This is a genomic window from Thalassolituus sp. (assembly GCF_034111725.1).
In the GTDB taxonomy this organism is placed as follows: domain Bacteria; phylum Pseudomonadota; class Gammaproteobacteria; order Pseudomonadales; family Oceanobacteraceae; genus Thalassolituus.
Genome location: NZ_JAWUWR010000055.1, coordinates 77,053 through 95,100 on the forward strand (window position 1 = coordinate 77,053; position 18,048 = coordinate 95,100).

The following is an 18,048-nucleotide window of genomic DNA, read 5'->3' on the forward strand; positions in this document are numbered from 1 at the left end:
TGGCATAAATTAAGAGTTGATGGAGTTTTCATGTCCACCTTGTCTCAAGTAGGTATGCTTTTAGCCAACACAATAGGCAGCATGGTTCTGTTGATTGTTGTATTACGGTTTTTATTACAGCTGGTACGCGCTGACTTTTATAACCCGTTATCACAGTTTATTGTGCGCTTCACCAATCCAGCACTGATTCCACTGCGTAAAGTTATTCCGGGTTTTGGCGGCTTAGATGTAGCCTCTATCGTGCTGGCACTCATTACTCAATACCTGCTGTTAGCCATACTAGTCTTTATCGCTACAGGTTCTATTAACTTGCCCTGGCTCGCCATGATTCCTTGGGCACCGGTCGCCCTGTTCTCGCTAATTTTAAAGATCTATTTTTGGGGTCTTTTAATCACAGTTATTGCATCTTGGATTGCGCCTAACTCCTACAATCCAGCGCTAATACTGATTAATCAAATACTGGAACCTGCCATTCGACCAATCCGTAAAATACTACCTGACATGGGCGGATTAGATTTATCACCGATTGTTGTCTTTCTAAGCATCCAAGTGATTGAAATCGCCGTACTAGGCCCCCTAGCCCAAGCAGTAGGTATGCCCGCAGGCCTTATGTTGTAAAGCATGAATCTTTTCTACCAATGGCAGGATGGGGATCTTATCCTCACCTGCCACCTCCAGCCGAAAGCCAGTAAAGATGAGTTTGTCGGCGAATACGGCGAAGCGATCAAAATCCGAATTAAAGCCGCCCCGATTGAAGGTAAAGCCAACGCTGCCCTGATTGCCTTCTTAGCCAAACAGTTTGGTGTCAGCAAGCGTGATGTTGAGTTAATTAGTGGTGAGTTGAATAAGCATAAGCGGGTGCGAGTATCGCAGCCAAAGAAGATACCGGAGGCGTTGGCGGCTGTTTTGTTGTAGCTGCTGGTTCTTTTCGCAATAAAACAAAAGGTATGTATTTCTCAAGATTTATTTACTCGGAGACCTGGTAGGAGGTACTCAGGGAGCGCCAGCGAGCAGTGCAGAAAGCAGTGATAATATTTTCGAGCTCATCGCGACTACGAACAAAATGCGTTCGTTGAATCGCTCCTACAAGCCCACCGAATACGCCCAAAAATTTTTCAAATCCACTCGAATTCCCGAGCAGCTTCCCTCCCAGAGAAAAGCGCCTCACACAGTGAATGAGAACCCTCTTTAATCCTGCTACACTGCGCTGCTAAAATTTGAACCCCTAGTTACGGATATCCACCCTCGATGCCGGATGTTATTCCTCATGATTCCGTCGGTCTGGTCAGCCCGAGAACACAGCATTTCGATGAGCCTCTGACGTTACGCAGTGGCCGTGTGTTGCCGCAGTATGATCTTGTCTACGAAACCTACGGTGAACTGAACGCCGATTGCTCTAATGCCATTTTGATTTGTCATGCATTAAGTGGTGATCATCATGCGGCGGGCTATCACAGTATGGATGATAAAAAACCCGGTTGGTGGGATTCGTGTATTGGCCCCGGCAAACCCATTGATACACGCCGTTTTTATGTTGTTGCGTTGAATAATCTAGGTGGTTGCGCAGGTTCCACTGGACCAACCAGCATCAACCCAGAGACTGGGGAGGTATACGGCCCAGAGTTTCCGATTGTTGCGGTACGCGATTGGGTACAAAGCCAAGCACGCTTAGCCGATGCTTTAGGCATCCAGCAATGGGCCGCAGTGGTCGGTGGCTCTCTGGGTGGTATGCAGGTATTGCGCTGGTCTATACAGTACCCTGATCGTGTTAAGCATGCCGTCGTCATTGCCTCTGCACCTAAGCTTTCGGCGCAAAATATTGCGTTCAACGAAGTCGCACGTCAGGCCATTGCTAAAGATCCGGACTTCCACGATGGTTGGTATCACAAGCACGGTACCATCCCTAAATCCGGCTTAATGCAGGCGCGTATGTTAGGTCACCTGACCTATTTATCCGATGATGCCATGCGCGAAAAATTTGGCCGCGAACTGCGTGAAGGCAAATTGAACTTCAGCTTTGCGCCTGAATTTGAGGTCGAGAGTTACTTACATTATCAGGGCGAAAAGTTCAGCACACGCTTTGACGCCAACACTTATATGTTGATGACTAAGGCGCTGGATTACTTCGACCCTGCCCGCGACTACGACAACGATTTAGTAAAGTGTTTAAGTCAGTCTAAATGCGATTTTCTTGTAATCTCGTTCACGACCGATTGGCGCTTTGCACCTGAGCGCTCGTTAGAAATTGTTAATGCATTAACCCATGCTGATAAAAACGTCAGTTATGCCTGTATTGAATCAACTAATGGCCACGACGCCTTCTTGCTGCCCATTCCACGCTATCTCAATTTATTCCATGCCTACATGGAACGCGTGGCGACAAGCTGCAATCTACCGGAGGTAAGCGCATGAGCGGCCTACGCGAAGATCTCGCTATTATTCAACAATGGGTGAAACCGAACAGCCAAGTTCTCGACTTAGGTTGTGGTGAAGGTACGTTGTTACGCTACCTTCAAGATAGTAAAAATGTACGCGGCTATGGCTTAGAGATTGACGACGATAAAATTACCGCCTGTATTCGCAACGGTGTTAATGTTATTGAACAAAATCTTGATAATGGCCTCAGTAATTTTCGCGATAGCAGCATTGATACGGTCATAATGACCCAAGCACTGCAAGCGGTACAACGCCCTGACCTACTGTTAGATGAAATGCTACGCATTGGCAAAGAGGCTATTGTCACCTTTCCTAACTTTGGCTACTGGCGCACGCGTTTTTACCTTATGCTCAAAGGCCGTATGCCGATGTCGGAAACATTGCCATACAACTGGTACGATACTCCGAATATTCATATGTGTACCTTCCGTGACTTTGAAGTGTTATGCCGGGGAAAAGGTATTCGTATTTTAAATAAAACCGTTGTCGACGATCAGCATAAAGAACACTGGCGCATGCAAGTATGGCCAGCTATGTTGGGCGAGATTGCGGTTTACCACATCACAAGGAGATAGACTGATGAAATCACTAATCTTACGTCAATTTGCTCACTTTATTGCTGCTGTTCTTGTTTTATTGAGCGCTAGTGCACAAGCCGCTGATACCGGTGAACAGAAAAAGGTTTTTGGTAAATATGAAGTTCACTACATTGGTTTAAATTCGAGCTTTTTACCTGAAGACGCTGCTGCGGCATACAACATCCCGCGCTCTCGCTCGTTAGGTTATTTAAGCATCTCTGTCCTTAAGGACGAAGGCGGTGAATTAGCTGTGCCTGTTGGAGCAAAACTGACGGGGACTATCCGTAATTTAATTGGTCAGCTGCGTGAACTTGAATTTCGTGAAATTCGAGAAACTAATGCGGTGTATTACATTTCGACCTTCCGCTTTGACGATAAAGACATGTACACAATTGACCTAAAAGCGACACCAGAAGGCCAACCACGTACTTTTGATGTCACTTTTAGTCAGCAATTTTATCAAGAATAGTGTTATCGAATTCCGATAGATTGAGCGAACGAAAAATATGACCACCAAAATCGTATTGGCCAGTGGCAATGTAGGAAAGCTGCGTGAATTTTCAGCTATGTTCACGCAGCACTTCGCCAATGCCAATGTCGAGCTGATTCCGCAGACAACCTTAGGTGTCGATGATGCCGAAGAAACTGGCCTTAGCTTTGTAGAAAACGCCATTCTAAAGGCACGGCACGCCTGCGCCATCACCGGCTTACCAGCCTTAGCTGACGATTCGGGGTTGGAAGTGGATATATTGCAGGGCGCACCGGGTATATACAGTGCGCGCTACTCTGGCCAAGGTGACATGGCCAACAATGAAAAATTATTAACCGCTTTAACTGGCATTCCTGAAGAACAACGCAAAGCCCGTTTTCAATGTGTACTCGTTTATATGCGTCACGCCGAAGATCCAACACCACAAGTGTTTCAAGGCTGCTGGGAAGGCCGAATTGTTAACCAAGCCGCCGGTACTGAGGGCTTTGGCTACGATCCTGTGTTTTATGTGCCGAGCGAAGGCTGTACCGCCGCGAGCCTAAGCAAAGAGCGTAAAAATCAGCTGTCTCATCGTGGCCAAGCGATTAAAGAAGTATTGCAACGCTGGCGTCTTTAACAACGCCAGTTATTTATATCGCAGCCCAATAGTCGGCTGCACCTTCCTCGACAACAGCGACACAACAGGCACATTTCCTTGGATATTTTAGAACAACTCGAAAGCAAAGTTTTAGACGCTATTTATGCATTAGAAACACTGCGCAGCGAACGTGACAACTTAACAAAAGAACTAGAAGAAGGCTGCGAAGAGCTTGCTCAACTGCGTATGAAGCTAGCCGATGCAGACACGCAACTTTTTGAAGCAGCAGAGCGTTTAGAGCACCGCGACACCGCACTATCAGCGTTACAGCAACAACTGGAATCAGCGAAAAAAGACAACGTACGCTTAACCCATGAAAAAAACCAACAGGATGCAAAAATAGCTGGATTACTTGAAGCCATCGAGCAGTCAGTTACGGCCTGAAAGTCTGATGACCCTACCACCACTCCGTCTCGACATTCACGTCCCGTGGTGAATACGCAAATGCCCCTATTGTGACTTCAACTCACACAAAGCAGATGTCGAGCTACCCGAAGCTGAATACATCAACGCCCTACTCGCCGATTTAGATCGCGATCTTATTTGGGTGCAAGGGCGTGAAATCCAGAGCATATTTTTTGGCGGTGGCACGCCCAGCTTATTATCAGCAGCAGCTTATGAACGCTTGTTTGCAGGTCTGCAGCAGCGTTTAACCTTTGCTGCCGACATTGAAATTACCTTGGAAGCAAATCCAGGTACATTCGAGGCTGAGAAATTTTCCGCCTACCGCAAACTCGGTATTAATCGCTTATCAATCGGTATTCAAAGTTTTAATCCTGAGCACTTGCAAGGCTTAGGGCGAGTGCATGATCGTGATCAAGCGTTACGCGCGATAGAGATGGCCAATCTGGCAGGTTTCGATAATTTCAATTTAGATTTAATGCATGGTTTGCCTAATCAAACCATTGAGCAAGCATTAGATGATCTGAACCAAGCGTTGAGTTTTAAGCCCAACCATTTGTCGTGGTATCAACTCACCATTGAACCCAACACCGAGTTTTATAAACGCCCGCCAACACTGCCGGAAGACGATACCCTTTGGGACATTCAAGAAGCTGGTTTAGCTTTATTGCAGCAAAATGGTTACGAGCATTATGAAATCTCTGCCTTTAGTAAACCGGGCAAACAAGCGCGCCACAACGTGAATTACTGGCAATTTGGGGATTATCTAGGGATTGGGGCCGGTGCTCATGGAAAGATTACGCTAGCCGACAGCGGTGAGATTTTCCGCACACAAAAAACTCGCTTACCGAAAGATTACTTAAACCCAGATACCTTACGCGCCACAACCATGGAATCCATTGTCGCTCAAGATATTGGCTTAGAGTGTTTAATGAACGCACTACGGCTAAAAGAAGGCATTTCGGTTAAAGATTTTGAAGAGCGTACCGGATTATTGCTGTCTGCTGTCGAAGATCCTGTAAGAAAAGCTCAGCAACTTGGCTTATTGCATATCGATGATAGAATTTATGCTAGCGACAAAGGACAACAATATCTCAACAATTTATTATCCTTATTTTTAACCGAAGATAAGTAACTCAGTATTCACCAGCTACGCCACTTGGTGTAGCTGTGATACTTCTCGTAAATAATTTAATCCACCGTTTTTTCCCATCTCATATCCAGCCGTTAATCTATCTAACTTCATGGTTAAACGACTCACATTGAATTCTGGCGGCGGTGCAATCACATGTACGATACAATCATCCGGCGGATTATCAATAAAATCCAAACTGGCATTGTAGTCATCACTACGAAACAGCATAGCGCTGAGCAACTGAGAGTTACTGGAGTTATAGCCAATTAATCGTTCCATCATCCACTGTGACGACGCTGGCTTTTTCCGATATCCACGCGGACGCGATAACACCACGGTGATATCTCTCGCTCCCATGTTATAGGCTTGGCGTACGGGAATTGAATCCGCTACACCACCATCCACATAGTATTCTCCATTAACGAGTGGCTGATCTCGATAGGCAAATGGGATTGCACACGTAGCCACCATTAAGTCGTGAACATTTTCTGCAGTGACACGAATGTAATGTGCGCTACCAGTTTCCACATGAGTAATAGCGGCATACATAGGAATAGCATCGTTAAATTGCTCAGACGCTAGCGGTAACTGTTGGTTTGCGTAATTCCACAACCAATGAATATCAGTGAGATGCCCACCACGAAAAAAACGCACAGGATTAAAGAATTCACGCTGACGTGCATATTCCAAAATCGCACGCTTGCTGCGTTCAGGTTGATGACTGATATAACCGGTTAAATTGGTTGCGCCGGCTGATACGCCGATAGCAAAGTCAAAGTCTTCATGGCCTGCAAGCATAAGAGTATCGAGCACACCACTGGCAAAAATGCCACGCATTGCGCCGCCCTCGACGACGAGAGCTGAACGAGGAGACGTCATAGCGGACCTCCATGGGAAAGTAGAACATTACACAGAGTAGTTCTGCAGAGTAAACCTAGGACTCGGTTTACGATATTTAATAAATTTTATCGAGGTGATAGTTTTTATACAGCATAAAACCAGCACAGGTAAGACAAAGAGGCCAATAACAAGGATATAGCGCGGTGCAATCAGCGCAAAGACTGAAAACACCGAACAGTGACTACTCCCGAGTAACGACCAACTGCTTAAATAAAGCTACATCTTGCAAACTTTCAAAACTTGCATCAATGCCTGCTTGTTCGCGTAGCGTCTCTGACTGCGCAATAGCGCTTTCCAAGTCTCGTAGCGCTTCGTCTACATAGCCACTCTCAGCATGCGCACAAGCCCGCTGATACAAGGCATGGCTATTATCAGGATCAATAGATAACGCACGATTAGCTAGGCTAGTAGCCCATTGCGTTTGCCCCATACCCAATGCGGCATCCGCCTTGTAGGTTAATGCCTCAAGATCATCAGGACGTACTTCAAGAATTTGATCATAGATAGCAATTTTGCTTTGCGGGCTAGCTTCTTGTGAAGCTTTAAGCCACAGAGAATGAACCTCATTGGTTAATTCAATCTCTTCTTGGGTCGCTGCAATATGACGCGATTTATGGTGTAACTCGCGCTCTAGTTTATCTAAGCGAGCTTCGTAGGAATCTGTTATACGTTTTATTTCTTCATTAGCGAGTGTGCCCACACGCTCTTTAATTTCTCGTAAAGAATTCCAACCCACTAAGACCAGTAGAGTTGAAGCACCCGCAATTAGATAAAAGAAATAGGTTACGGTATCGGTTGCATATGCCAGCGCTTTATCCGCAACACTCAACTCACGGTCAACCACTTTTTCAGTCAACTCAAGATGGGTATCGGCGATCATTTGCCGTAAATTTTTTACTTCATCTAATAAATAGCGCTCAGTAAAAGCGCTATATAAAGGTGCTTGTAGTGAATTAATTGTTTCTTCTGCTTGGGCAACGCTTTGCTCATGCGTTATTGCTTCAGCTTGATCATTTACCGGCTCAGCATGAGCACGAGTCGGTAAAAGAACCAAGGCAGAAACAAACAACAACATCGAAAGCATTAAATGCAGAGCAACTTTTATTACGCTGTTTGTTCTGCTACCCATGAATCACAATGCTCCACTAGTTGGGAATGCAAGGCTTTCACAGCCGTGCCATAGTCTTGGTCAGCAACTAAAAACATCATGTCAACCTGACGCATTGCTTGGTGTACCGACAGTATATTTACGTTCGCATCTGACAATGCAGCAGTAGCCGACTTTAATAAGCCAGGCACTTTCATATCACTACCAATTGCACTAACTAAGGCTAATTTTTCAACACGAATATCGGCTTCCACATACGCTTGTTGTAAACGATCCATCAACCAATTAATCCGTCGTTTATTGCCTTTCAGATAAAAAGTAACTGTATTAGCATTAAAGTCTTTAGTTAATACCCGTACGCCAGATTCCAGAACGAGATCATTCATTTTCTGGCCGTAGCTAGAGTCGCCGACCATATCTTGATCGAAAATCTCTAAACCCCAGACGTTACGTGCACCAGCAATGATTTCTACCTTCGGCTTTTTGCTACTGTAGTCATTACGAATTTCCGTACCATTGTGCTCAGGCTCAAAGGTGTTTTTTACACGTAAAATAATATTCTTTTTACGTAAACCTGCTGCAGCGCGAGGATGGATAGCCTCCATACCCAAGTTGGCTAGCTGATCGGCCACATCGTAATTTGTTAAACCGATAGGCTGCACATTGTTCGCACCAACCAGCATAGGGTCGGCGGTACTCAAGTGATATTCTTTATGAATCACCGCTTCACGCGCACCAGTTACCGTCGCGATTTTACTGAAGGTCATTTCGCTGTAACCGCGATCATAGGTACTCATTAAACCTTCACGGCACTGGGTATAACCAGTAACAATCGGCATCTCCGTCGCTAGATCAACATCAGAAAATGCATAAGTAATATGTTCATCAAATGATTTTTGTGTATCTGAACGCCAGTTGGTTAAATCAATAAAACGTGCATTCACATCATGCAATCGCAACAGCTGCACTGAGTTATAAGCACTGTGCGCTTCACCCATTGCACTAAGCATCTCGCGAACACGATGAAGGTGATCATCTAAATGGAAGTGGCCAAAAGAACAAACTACCTCAAGATTTTCTAGGCAATCTTTAACATCCGCCATACGTCCTTGAATAAATTGATCGGCACGTTTACGCACCAGTTTATGCTCAGCAAACATATCTGCGTTGATATCCAACATCATCTGCATGACTTCGTTTAGCTTATCTTGCCAAGGACGATTTTCATCCATTTCAGCAAACAGAGCATACACTCCAGGCTCACCGGTTTTTTTATGTTCAAGCAGAGCGTTGGTTAAACCCGAGTATGCCGAAACCACGAAAATACGTTGATAATAAGACGTGGCATCTTGGCTATATGGTACTTGCTTACGCAACCAGATATTATTTAAAACATCGTTGTAACTGCTCATCGAAGTGCCGCCAATTTTCTCCACACTATGGATATTATTGAAACCGCGATTCGAATTTTTCTTCATACTGGTCATTATTTTATTTCCTGAAATTTCTTATTGAATAAGTTTATATCGCCCGCTGAGGGAGATGATTTCAGGACGTCAATCTGCCAAGGCTTCACCATCTAACGCGTACACGCCATTCTCATCGTGAATTTCTTTACCATTTAGCGGTGGATTAAACACGCACGCCATTTCCATATCTTCAGTAGCGCGTAACAGGTGATTATCGTTTTTATCTAAAATGTACAATGTGCCAGGTTCAATCGGATAGATTTTACCATCCGCTACCGTTTCAACCTCACCGCGCCCACTCATGCAATAAACCGACTCCAAATGATTTTGATACCAGATCGGTGTTTCGGTATTGGCAAAGATGGTGGTGATATGAAATGAAAAACCCATATTATCGTTTTTCAACAACATACGAACACTCTCCCAAGTGCCACCATTTATTGCGCGCTCAGAGTTTTTACAGTCTTTTAATGTACGTACAATCATGTTTCTTTAGTCCTCTAAATTAAGATGCTTTTGAAATTTGCTCGGCCATGACATCGCCAATACATGACTCCAAAATTTCGAGGCCCTTCAACAACTGATCTTCTTCAATCGTCAGTGGTGTTAAGATCTTAACTACTTGGCTATCCGAACCACTGGTTTCAATAATCAAACCACGGGTAAATGCCAGTTCCGTAATTTTTCCAGCAACTTCACCATTTGCACATTCTAGGCCCTGCATAATGCCACGACCCTTGTGCTTCAATTGACCACCGTGCTCTGCTTGAATTTCTTTTAAGCGACGACGAATAATGCTGGCTTTATGTTGTACTGATTTACTAAAAGTATCATCAGCCCAATAGCACTCTAGCGCACGACGTGCCGTTACGAATGCATGGTTATTACCGCGGAATGTACCGTTGTGCTCACCTGGCGACCAAGTATCAAGTTCTTCTTTTAATAACACTAACGCAAACGGCAAACCGTAACCGCTGAGTGATTTAGATAAAGTAATGACATCTGGCTGAATACCAAATTCTTCAAAGCTAAAGAATGTGCCACTACGGCCACAGCCCGCTTGAATATCATCAACGATTAATAACATTTCATAGCGCTTACATAGGTCTTGCAAGCCTTGCATCCACTCTTTACTGGCGACGTTTAACCCGCCCTCACCTTGAATACACTCAACAATGACTGCGGCAGGATGACCTAAACCTGATGACTTATCTTTTAACGCTTTTTCAAAATACGACAGCGTATTAAAGTCGCCAAGGTAACCGTCAAATGGCATAAACTGCACACCAGGTAATTCCATACCAATCGACTTTTTATAGTAGCCATTGGCGGTAACCGCAGCAGCGCCTTGAGTCACGCCATGAAAACCGTTGGTAAACGAAACAACCGTTGAGCGACCAGTATTCATGCGCACAATTTTCAATGCAGCTTCAACCGCGTTAGTACCTGTAGGACCAGTAAATTGAACCTTGTAGTTCATATCACGCGGTTCAAGGATCAAGTCACGGAAGGTTTCCAAAAACGCACCCTTGGCTTCGGTATGCATATCCAAACCATGAGTAATACCGTCACTCTCAATATATTCGATGAGCGCCTCTTTAAATTTTGGATTGTTATGGCCGTAGTTTAACGTGCCAGCTCCACCCAAAAAGTCGATATATTCTGTGCCCTGATCATCCGTCAGAAGTGCATTTTTGGCGGTTTTAAATGTCACCGGAAATGAACGACAGTAACCACGAACGTTCGATTCAATATCTTTATAAATACCCATAAATTTTACTCCTGAAGATGTGCGCGGCTTGTCGTAGATTTACTACCGACAAACGCTTTAAAAGGACCGATATGAACCAGCATTTCTGTATCATGCTGGCCACCGAAATGTTGCTCTCGATCGAACATGACACGCGTATTTAGAGGCGCATCATTTTCTCGAGAAAGCTTTTTGAACGTGTTCCACGAGGCATCATTGCCAGTCGTGATACTCGTGTGAAGATGGCGAACTCGACCGTAATGGCGAGTCAATAATTTAGAAAGCATGCGGCTGGCCAAGCCTTGGCCGCGAGCTTCTTCACCTACTGCTACCTGCCAAACAAACAAGGTGTCTGGCTGGTCGGGTAAGAAATAACCCGAAACAAAACCAACAACTAAGCCGCCTTGCTCCGCGATCACACACGTGTCGCGAAAATGAGAGCACTGCAACAAGTTGCAATACATAGAATTTTCATCAAGAGGCTTACAGCGGCCAATCAGCTGGTGAACGGTAGATCCGTCCTCGGGATTGGGCTTACGCATGGTGATAATGCTTTGTTCTGTATTCGTTGTTGCGTTTTTCTGAGCCAGAGACTGGTTCATAACATTCATCAGAGTCCGCGTACCGGTGTGGCTTTTGATCGCCCGCACCATTACGTACTCAGTCATTTGCTTAGTACACGAAACAATTTAACACCGTTTGATTTTATTTACAACACTAAACATGTATGCTTTCAACACAGCAAAATAACGCACCAGAATCATGAAGGTGTCATTTATTGGCAAAAATAACGCACAATCACGATGCAATATCACATTAAATAAGACTTTTTTCGTACAAAAAACGAAACAATATACATAGACGTCTATTCAATTAGGCACATCAATTTAGCCGCAATGGTGATCCGAAGAGGATCAGGAGTCAGCATGACCGCAAATATTTCGTACTCTATAGATAAGAAAACCGCTAAAATACCCACGCCGCCAATTTCTAAAGCCTACAAAGACGATATGAATCGATACGATGAAGTGTTGGTATCCCTGCGACGAATTATCCGCGCAACGGACATGCACTCGAAAAAGTTAAGTAAGATCTCTGGGCTAACATCCCCGCAACTACTGATATTGCAGACATTGCGTTTACATTCAGAACTGACGGTGGGCGAATTAGCGCGCAAGATCAGCCTGTCACAGGCAACCGTGACCACCATTATTGATCGCTTAGAAAAGCGTAATTTTGTGAAACGCGAACGCGGTAGCGTCGATAAACGCAAAGTCTTCGTGTATCTCACCCCCGAAGCTGATGCGGCGTTGCTGAATGCGCCGAAGCCGCTACAAGAGAGCTTCGTGCAACAATTCCAAGATCTGCACGACTGGGAGCAAACCATGATACTGGCCGCACTTGAGCGTGTGGCCTATATGATGGATGCACAACACATAGATGCATCACCGGTACTTGATCTAGGCCAGCTAGATCGAATTGATCCGAGTCATTAATCACTGATTATGCAAAAAAGGGGGCTTTTTAAGGAGCGCCCTATCACAACCTTACACAACTCCGAAGGCTTCCTCGTACCAAACTTGAAATTCAGTAGCCCCTCTTATCCCGTCAAAGCCCTCATCACTATCAATATGAGCTTTAGAGAGGCCATTATGTTTTAGAGCGCAATTCAACCAAAAAACACACTTACTTACATCTTTTTTCATTGACCAAAATTTGGCTAGATTTATGGCTATCACTGGTCCAATCTTTTCACTACAACTACTAAAATAAGCACTAGCCGTAGCAGTTAGCCGGTCAGCCTCATCAGGATTTTCTGAATTAACAAACATAGCCTTTATACTCAGAGAATATCCATAATCGTAAAGAACATCACTATTACCTGGTTCTATCTGTAGCGCTCTCCGGTATTTTTCTTCCGCTTCAAGAAAAAGACGATAGGCATCTACTGGATTAATATCAATTAAAAATTGAGCTTCTTCACTCAATAAATTTCCCCAATTATATAGAGCTTCAAGCCTGTCAGGATTAATTTGAAAGGCTTGATAATAAGCATTTTCCGCAGCCCGCCAGTTACGACGAGATCGTTCTAAATTCTCTAAGATCAACGATTTAGCAATACACCCAAGCAAATATCCTAAATATAAGTGCATCTCATAATTATCAGATTCAATTTTTATAGCTAATTGAAGTTTCTCCTCTGCAGCCATCCATAAAAAAAGAGCCGCTTTAGGGTTATTAGGAAGCAGCTGGTCTGCCTCTCCTCCCAATGATTTCGCATATAAATAAACAACTTCTGCGTCATTCACTTTAACAGACAAAGCCCGCTGATATTCATTTCTTGCTTGACCGAATAAATGTCGACATTCCTGTAAATCAGAAGCTCCTATAAAACCTGCCTTGACATAATATAAATAACCCAAATCCCTGCTATTCTCATACAATGCTAATGTAGAAATTTCATCACTACGTATCCGTTGACTGGCATTTGAAAAATTAGCCTCCGCCTCGGATAATAGCTGTTCAATACCTTCATGCAAACCAATAGAGATAAGACAAACTACTTGCTGCGTTAAAACAACTCCAAAATTATGATAGATTTCATAGTCGTCTGGTCCAAACTTAATAGCACATCGAAAATTCTCTTTCGATTCGGACCAAAAGTTTATAGACTTCTCTCGATCATATTGAAAGGTACTTTGAGCTTCATCTCCTAATAAATTGGCAAGATTATAGAATGCTTCGTACATATTTGGATTTACTTTCAAAGCCTGCAAGTATGCCATTTTAGATTCAGAAAATAATCGACTACGATCGGAAGAATTATCTATCTTAATACTTTTCGAAGATTCAAGAATATAATTACCTTTAAGCAAATAAGCCCAAGCAACATCAATTCGCTTTTCTATTGAAAAACAACTTCCATTATCAATCCAATCGTCGATTACTTGTTGATACTCCCCTTTTAAAATCAACGTTTTAAAACTAATTTCAGAAAGCATTTCAAGAGTACTTTTTTTAGCCTCATCGAGCATCGCCTTCCAGCCACGCAAGAGAAATTCCGCATACAAACCACCTGTAGAAAAATCAATATTTTCAGTAAGTAAATTTTCCATATGATTAAATGGATTTAACAATATCGAAGGTGGAAAGCAGTCAAGCTTCTGTGCTAACTTAGTCATAAAATCATCCGCACTCTGCCCACCTAAAAAATAAGTACTCTTATTTTTTAGGAATTTTTCTTGAGACGCTGACGGCTTATTACTATAGTCAACCCAGTATAAACCTCGATCAAACCCCGATGTTTTCGCCATTTCATCGAGGACCTCGGATAAAGGATCAGCCTCACCACTATACCCAATGACAACCCATATAATTTTACTACCAGTATTTCTAACAATTTCTTCTAATGTTTTTTTGTGCTCATTGAGTTCATCAGCTCCATTTAGCATTACAAATCCAGTATGCTGGCCATTAAGATAGAAAACTGACTTAGCTACAATACGCTTTTCATTAAAAGTTTTAGAAACTGCTAAATCATATACTGCAGGAAAGCAACCAACCATTGAGCAGGCGCGGAGAATCAAGGGGTCAAAATTAACCGTTAGAATTCTGCTTATATGATTCTTTAGAAACAATTTTGCTAAAGCAAGATAAGCCCAATTAATTCTCGCTTTATCAATATGATTAATTATAAGTCTGTCTCGATCTTCAACGTTCAACTTCCCCATTAAATCATTATAACTCTTGCTTACTGAACCATCGTAAACCTCACGGTGTCGCTCCTTAATTTCATTAATCAGTTCATTGGCCAAGGGAATACCAGAACTTTTAGAGCACCCAGCACCAATGAGGAACACACACTCGCCACCTGCCTTCTTTATACTTTCAGCAAGATCATCAACCGTACAACTTTGGTAACCCCTATTCATAACTCTTCCTTCACAGTTTCCAATGCTTCGGTACCAATATTGATTTGTCGAGTTTGCATTAGATTTGGCATAAACTATAACCACTTCCCGAGCTATCAGGCTATAAATAGCTCTACCAATTTTTGAATTGCTGTCAGATCAATGAAGCTGTCTCAAAACCGATACACTCTTTATCTTTGATTAAATGGAGAATTCTATGACCGACGTCGTTATTGTTGCCGCTACGCGCACCGCTATTGGATCTTTCGGCGGCTCACTCGCCGGTATTCAGGCGACCGATTTAGGTGCTTTGGTAATACGAGCGTTAATGGAAAAAACCGGCATTGCTGGTGAAGAGGTCAATGAAGTATTAATGGGCCAAGTGCTCACCGCTGGAGCAGGGCAAAACCCCGCGCGCCAAGCGGCAATTAAGGCTGGATTGCCAGCAACGACCTCAGCAATGACGATCAATAAGGTATGCGGCTCGGGCTTAAAAGCATTGCACCTCGCAGCACAAGCCATTGCTTGTGGTGATGCCGACCTGATTATCGCTGGCGGCCAAGAATCAATGTCGAACGCCCCTCATGCCCTACCGAACTCTCGTGACGGTCAACGTATGGGCCCTTGGACTATGGTTGATACTATGGTTGTTGACGGCTTATGGGATGCATTCAACGATTACCACATGGGTATCACCGCAGAAAATATTGCCTGTGAATATGATATTAGCCGTGAAGAACAAGACGCTTTTGCCGCGGCCTCGCAGAGCAAAGCGTTGGCAGCCATTGAGGCCGGTCGCTTTGTTGATGAGATTACCCCCGTCTCGATTCCACAGCGTAAAGGCGACCCTATCATTTTCGCCACCGACGAAGGCCCACGCGCTGGCATAACCGCAGAGAAGCTAGGCGGTATGCGTCCAGCCTTCAAAAAGGACGGTACAGTAACCGCAGGTAATGCATCATCTCTAAATGACGGAGCAGCTGCGGTAATGCTCGCAAGCAAAGAAAAAGCAGAAGCCCTAGGGTTGCCGATTTTAGCGACCATCAAGGCTTACGCTAACGCCGGTGTTGACCCGAAAATCATGGGCACAGGCCCAATTCCGGCCACGAAAAAATGCTTACAAAAAGCCGGTTGGAGCGTGAGCGATTTAGACCTCATCGAAGCCAACGAAGCCTTTGCGGTACAAGCTTTATCAGTGAACAAAGGTTTGGAATGGGATGCTGAAAAAATTAACGTTAACGGCGGCGCTATTGCGCTTGGCCACCCAATTGGTGCGTCAGGCTGCCGTATTCTCGTAACCTTACTGCACGAAATGATTCGTCGCGATGCACACAAAGGCCTAGCCACTTTATGCATCGGTGGTGGTATGGGTGTGTCGTTAGCAATCGAGCGCTAAACGGCTCATTGCATCACTATAAAACGGGGCGTTATGCCCCGTTTTTATTAGCCATCAATTAACCTAATTCTGCTCAACAAACTTCACGTTTACTGTGGCAGTTTTCTTCAATGCCTCTTAAGCTGAGTGAATTAAAATTCTACGCGAAGGACAGCTTTATGACTTCTGCTCACACCGTGCCCGGTCAGATGATGACCCAGCCTTTAATTATTTCTGATTTACTCGAATATGCAGCGATGCATCACGGTTCGCACGGGATTGTTAGCCGACGTTTAGAAGGCGATATTCATCAATATACGTATCGCGATGCCTTAGCCCGCAGCAAGCAATTAGCCAATGCATTAATCGCGATGGGCGTTCAACCCGGAGACAGAGTGGCTACGCTGGCGTGGAATGGCTATCGCCATTTTGAGTGCTACTACGGGATATCCGGTATTGGTGCTATCTGCCATACCGTAAATCCACGTTTATACAGCGAACAAATTGAATACATCATTCAACACGCTGAAGACTGCTATGTGTTTTTAGATGCTTGTTTTGCTCCATTACTCGAAACAATTGCTGACAAGCTTACATCAGTGAAGGGCTTCATCTTAATGATTGATGAAGACAAGATGCCGCCAACAACGCTCCCAAATGCGCAAAACTACGAAACATTACTAGCGTCACACAGTAGCGAGTATGTTTGGCCTCGCTTAGAACACGATAGTGCCGCCTGCTTGTGCTACACATCCGGCACGACTGGCAACCCTAAAGGGGTTTTATACTCACAAGGCTCTACCGTGTTGCATGCGTATGCGAGTCGCAACCCTGATGCATTATGCGTAGGTGCCGACAGTGTCGTCATGCCGGTGGTGCCCATGTACCACGTATGCGCATGGGGGATGCCTTACATAGCGCCTATGTCTGGCGCTACCTTGGTGCTGCCAGGCGAAGGCATGGACGGGCCGGATTTATATGAGCTGATTAACCACGCTAAAGTCGATTTAATGCTCGGCGTGCCGACAATTTGGTTGCGTTTGGTCGATTATTTAAAGGCCAATAAGCTCAGTATTCCGTCAGTTAAAACCGTCGGTGTTGGTGGCTCTGCCTCACCACGCTCGCTGGTAGAAACCTTAGATAAAGATTTCGGAATCTATTTATTGCCTATTTGGGGCATGACAGAAACCTCACCACTGGCAACACTAGGTGCACCGACAAAAGCCATGCAGTCGATGACCGATGATGAACGCTATCGCTTGCAAACCACCGCCGGTAAGCCGATGTTTGGTTTTGAAATGGAAATATTTAACGACGACGATGAGCCACAACCACACGATGGTAAGAGTCGCGGCTATTTACGCGTACGCGGCCCTTGGGTATTGAGCAGCTACTACAAAGTGGATAAGGCCGACTCTTTTTTCATTGATGCGAATGGAAAGTCTTGGTTCGATACTGGCGATATTGCCGTGATTGATGCCAATAGTTATTTGCAAATTGTGGATCGCGCTAAAGACGTGGTGAAATCTGGCGGAGAATGGATTTCTAGTATTGATCTAGAAAATGCCGCCGTTGGTCATCCATGTGTGAAGGAAGCCTGCGTCATTGGCGTACGGCATAAAAAATGGGACGAACGACCACTACTATTTTTAATCAAAACCGACAATGGCGATGTCAGCAAAGAAGAAATTTATACTTTCCTAGAACAGCACGTGGCGAAATGGTGGTTACCGGATGATATTTTATTTGTCGATGAACTACCGCATACCGCAACAGGCAAGCTGCAAAAGCGAACCCTGCGAGATGAATACATCGACTATTTAATTAAAGATTAACATCCATCGTTTTAGTAAAAGC

At 44.3% G+C, this 18,048-nt stretch carries 18 protein-coding genes; 11 read left to right on the forward strand and 7 right to left on the reverse strand.

What is annotated here, in order from left to right; genetic code table 11:
• The first annotated feature begins 30 nt into the window (after window positions 1-30).
• From UXZ23_RS09465 to hemW, 8 genes are all read left to right on the forward strand, one after another.
• Window positions 31-618, forward strand: a complete 588-nt coding sequence (locus UXZ23_RS09465; RefSeq protein WP_320820340.1) for a YggT family protein — start codon at window positions 31-33, stop codon at window positions 616-618.
• Between the two features lie 3 nt (window positions 619-621).
• Window positions 622-915: a DUF167 family protein gene (locus UXZ23_RS09470; protein WP_320820341.1), complete on the forward strand. Its 294-nt coding sequence runs from the start codon at window positions 622-624 to the stop codon at window positions 913-915.
• 333 nt (window positions 916-1,248) lie between these two features.
• The gene (metX, locus tag UXZ23_RS09475) at window positions 1,249-2,412 is read left to right on the forward strand and encodes a homoserine O-succinyltransferase MetX (RefSeq protein ID WP_320820342.1); all 1,164 of its coding nucleotides are present in this window, start codon (window positions 1,249-1,251) and stop codon (window positions 2,410-2,412) included.
• Window positions 2,409-3,011, forward strand: coding sequence for a methionine biosynthesis protein MetW (metW, locus tag UXZ23_RS09480; RefSeq protein ID WP_320820343.1), 603 nt, complete (start codon window positions 2,409-2,411; stop codon window positions 3,009-3,011). Before metX ends, metW begins: the two co-directional genes overlap by 4 nt.
• 4 nt (window positions 3,012-3,015) lie before the next feature.
• Complete coding sequence (locus tag UXZ23_RS09485) at window positions 3,016-3,483, forward strand: DUF4426 domain-containing protein (protein WP_320820344.1); 468 nt, start codon at window positions 3,016-3,018, stop codon at window positions 3,481-3,483.
• 37 nt (window positions 3,484-3,520) lie between these two features.
• Complete coding sequence (rdgB, locus tag UXZ23_RS09490; protein ID WP_320820345.1) at window positions 3,521-4,120, forward strand: RdgB/HAM1 family non-canonical purine NTP pyrophosphatase; 600 nt, start codon at window positions 3,521-3,523, stop codon at window positions 4,118-4,120.
• 78 nt (window positions 4,121-4,198) lie between these two features.
• Complete coding sequence (locus UXZ23_RS09495; protein WP_320820346.1) at window positions 4,199-4,525, forward strand: hypothetical protein; 327 nt, start codon at window positions 4,199-4,201, stop codon at window positions 4,523-4,525.
• A 52-nt stretch (window positions 4,526-4,577) separates the two neighbouring features.
• Window positions 4,578-5,678: a radical SAM family heme chaperone HemW gene (gene hemW, locus UXZ23_RS09500; RefSeq protein WP_320820374.1), complete on the forward strand. Its 1,101-nt coding sequence runs from the start codon at window positions 4,578-4,580 to the stop codon at window positions 5,676-5,678.
• A 15-nt stretch (window positions 5,679-5,693) separates the two neighbouring features.
• Here hemW and UXZ23_RS09505 read toward each other — a convergent pair whose 3' ends face one another.
• From UXZ23_RS09505 to ectA, 6 genes are all read right to left on the reverse strand, one after another.
• Window positions 5,694-6,557 carry a patatin family protein gene (locus UXZ23_RS09505; protein ID WP_320820347.1) on the reverse strand — a complete coding sequence of 288 codons (864 nt, stop codon included), beginning with the start codon at window positions 6,555-6,557 and terminating at the stop codon, window positions 5,694-5,696.
• 202 nt (window positions 6,558-6,759) lie between these two features.
• Window positions 6,760-7,707, reverse strand: coding sequence for a tetratricopeptide repeat protein (locus UXZ23_RS09510; protein ID WP_320820348.1), 948 nt, complete (start codon window positions 7,705-7,707; stop codon window positions 6,760-6,762).
• Window positions 7,683-9,173, reverse strand: coding sequence for an aspartate kinase (locus UXZ23_RS09515; RefSeq protein WP_320820349.1), 1,491 nt, complete (start codon window positions 9,171-9,173; stop codon window positions 7,683-7,685). The genes UXZ23_RS09510 and UXZ23_RS09515 overlap by 25 nt, the downstream gene beginning before the upstream one ends.
• A 69-nt stretch (window positions 9,174-9,242) precedes the next feature.
• Complete coding sequence (locus tag UXZ23_RS09520; protein WP_320820350.1) at window positions 9,243-9,641, reverse strand: ectoine synthase; 399 nt, start codon at window positions 9,639-9,641, stop codon at window positions 9,243-9,245.
• 19 nt (window positions 9,642-9,660) lie between these two features.
• On the reverse strand, window positions 9,661-10,926 hold the full coding sequence (gene ectB / locus UXZ23_RS09525) for a diaminobutyrate--2-oxoglutarate transaminase (protein WP_320820351.1): 1,266 nt from the start codon (window positions 10,924-10,926) through the stop codon (window positions 9,661-9,663).
• Between the two features lie 5 nt (window positions 10,927-10,931).
• Entirely contained in the window at window positions 10,932-11,573 is a 642-nt protein-coding gene (gene ectA / locus UXZ23_RS09530) for a diaminobutyrate acetyltransferase (protein ID WP_320820352.1), read from the reverse strand.
• A 258-nt stretch (window positions 11,574-11,831) separates the two neighbouring features.
• Here ectA and UXZ23_RS09535 point away from each other — a divergent pair, with 258 nt between their 5' ends.
• Window positions 11,832-12,401, forward strand: coding sequence for a MarR family transcriptional regulator (locus tag UXZ23_RS09535; protein ID WP_320820353.1), 570 nt, complete (start codon window positions 11,832-11,834; stop codon window positions 12,399-12,401).
• 51 nt (window positions 12,402-12,452) lie between these two features.
• Here the strand turns inward: UXZ23_RS09535 and UXZ23_RS09540 are convergent, their stop codons facing one another.
• Entirely contained in the window at window positions 12,453-14,837 is a 2,385-nt protein-coding gene (locus tag UXZ23_RS09540; RefSeq protein WP_320820354.1) for a hypothetical protein, read from the reverse strand.
• A gap of 196 nt (window positions 14,838-15,033) precedes the next feature.
• On the opposite strand from UXZ23_RS09540, the gene UXZ23_RS09545 reads away from it, so the two are divergent.
• Both UXZ23_RS09545 and UXZ23_RS09550 read left to right on the forward strand, forming a co-directional pair.
• Complete coding sequence (locus tag UXZ23_RS09545; protein ID WP_320820355.1) at window positions 15,034-16,212, forward strand: acetyl-CoA C-acetyltransferase; 1,179 nt, start codon at window positions 15,034-15,036, stop codon at window positions 16,210-16,212.
• Window positions 16,213-16,370: 158 nt separating this feature from the next.
• Window positions 16,371-18,026, forward strand: coding sequence for a long-chain-fatty-acid--CoA ligase (locus UXZ23_RS09550; RefSeq protein WP_320820356.1), 1,656 nt, complete (start codon window positions 16,371-16,373; stop codon window positions 18,024-18,026).
• The last annotated feature ends 22 nt before the right edge of the window (window positions 18,027-18,048 follow it).

Coding starts and splice junctions, on each gene's coding strand:
- metW (WP_320820343.1), top strand. CDS start 2,409: ATGAGCGGCCTACGCGAAGATCTCGCTATTATTCAACAATGGGTGAAA.
- ectA (WP_320820352.1), bottom strand. CDS start 11,573: ATGACTGAGTACGTAATGGTGCGGGCGATCAAAAGCCACACCGGTACG.
- UXZ23_RS09545 (WP_320820355.1), top strand. CDS start 15,034: ATGACCGACGTCGTTATTGTTGCCGCTACGCGCACCGCTATTGGATCT.
- UXZ23_RS09510 (WP_320820348.1), bottom strand. CDS start 7,707: ATGGGTAGCAGAACAAACAGCGTAATAAAAGTTGCTCTGCATTTAATG.
- UXZ23_RS09485 (WP_320820344.1), top strand. CDS start 3,016: ATGAAATCACTAATCTTACGTCAATTTGCTCACTTTATTGCTGCTGTT.
- UXZ23_RS09465 (WP_320820340.1), top strand. CDS start 31: ATGTCCACCTTGTCTCAAGTAGGTATGCTTTTAGCCAACACAATAGGC.
- UXZ23_RS09515 (WP_320820349.1), bottom strand. CDS start 9,173: ATGACCAGTATGAAGAAAAATTCGAATCGCGGTTTCAATAATATCCAT.
- rdgB (WP_320820345.1), top strand. CDS start 3,521: ATGACCACCAAAATCGTATTGGCCAGTGGCAATGTAGGAAAGCTGCGT.
- UXZ23_RS09550 (WP_320820356.1), top strand. CDS start 16,371: ATGACTTCTGCTCACACCGTGCCCGGTCAGATGATGACCCAGCCTTTA.
- UXZ23_RS09535 (WP_320820353.1), top strand. CDS start 11,832: ATGACCGCAAATATTTCGTACTCTATAGATAAGAAAACCGCTAAAATA.
- UXZ23_RS09470 (WP_320820341.1), top strand. CDS start 622: ATGAATCTTTTCTACCAATGGCAGGATGGGGATCTTATCCTCACCTGC.
- UXZ23_RS09505 (WP_320820347.1), bottom strand. CDS start 6,557: ATGACGTCTCCTCGTTCAGCTCTCGTCGTCGAGGGCGGCGCAATGCGT.
- ectB (WP_320820351.1), bottom strand. CDS start 10,926: ATGGGTATTTATAAAGATATTGAATCGAACGTTCGTGGTTACTGTCGT.
- metX (WP_320820342.1), top strand. CDS start 1,249: ATGCCGGATGTTATTCCTCATGATTCCGTCGGTCTGGTCAGCCCGAGA.
- UXZ23_RS09520 (WP_320820350.1), bottom strand. CDS start 9,641: ATGATTGTACGTACATTAAAAGACTGTAAAAACTCTGAGCGCGCAATA.
- UXZ23_RS09540 (WP_320820354.1), bottom strand. CDS start 14,837: ATGAATAGGGGTTACCAAAGTTGTACGGTTGATGATCTTGCTGAAAGT.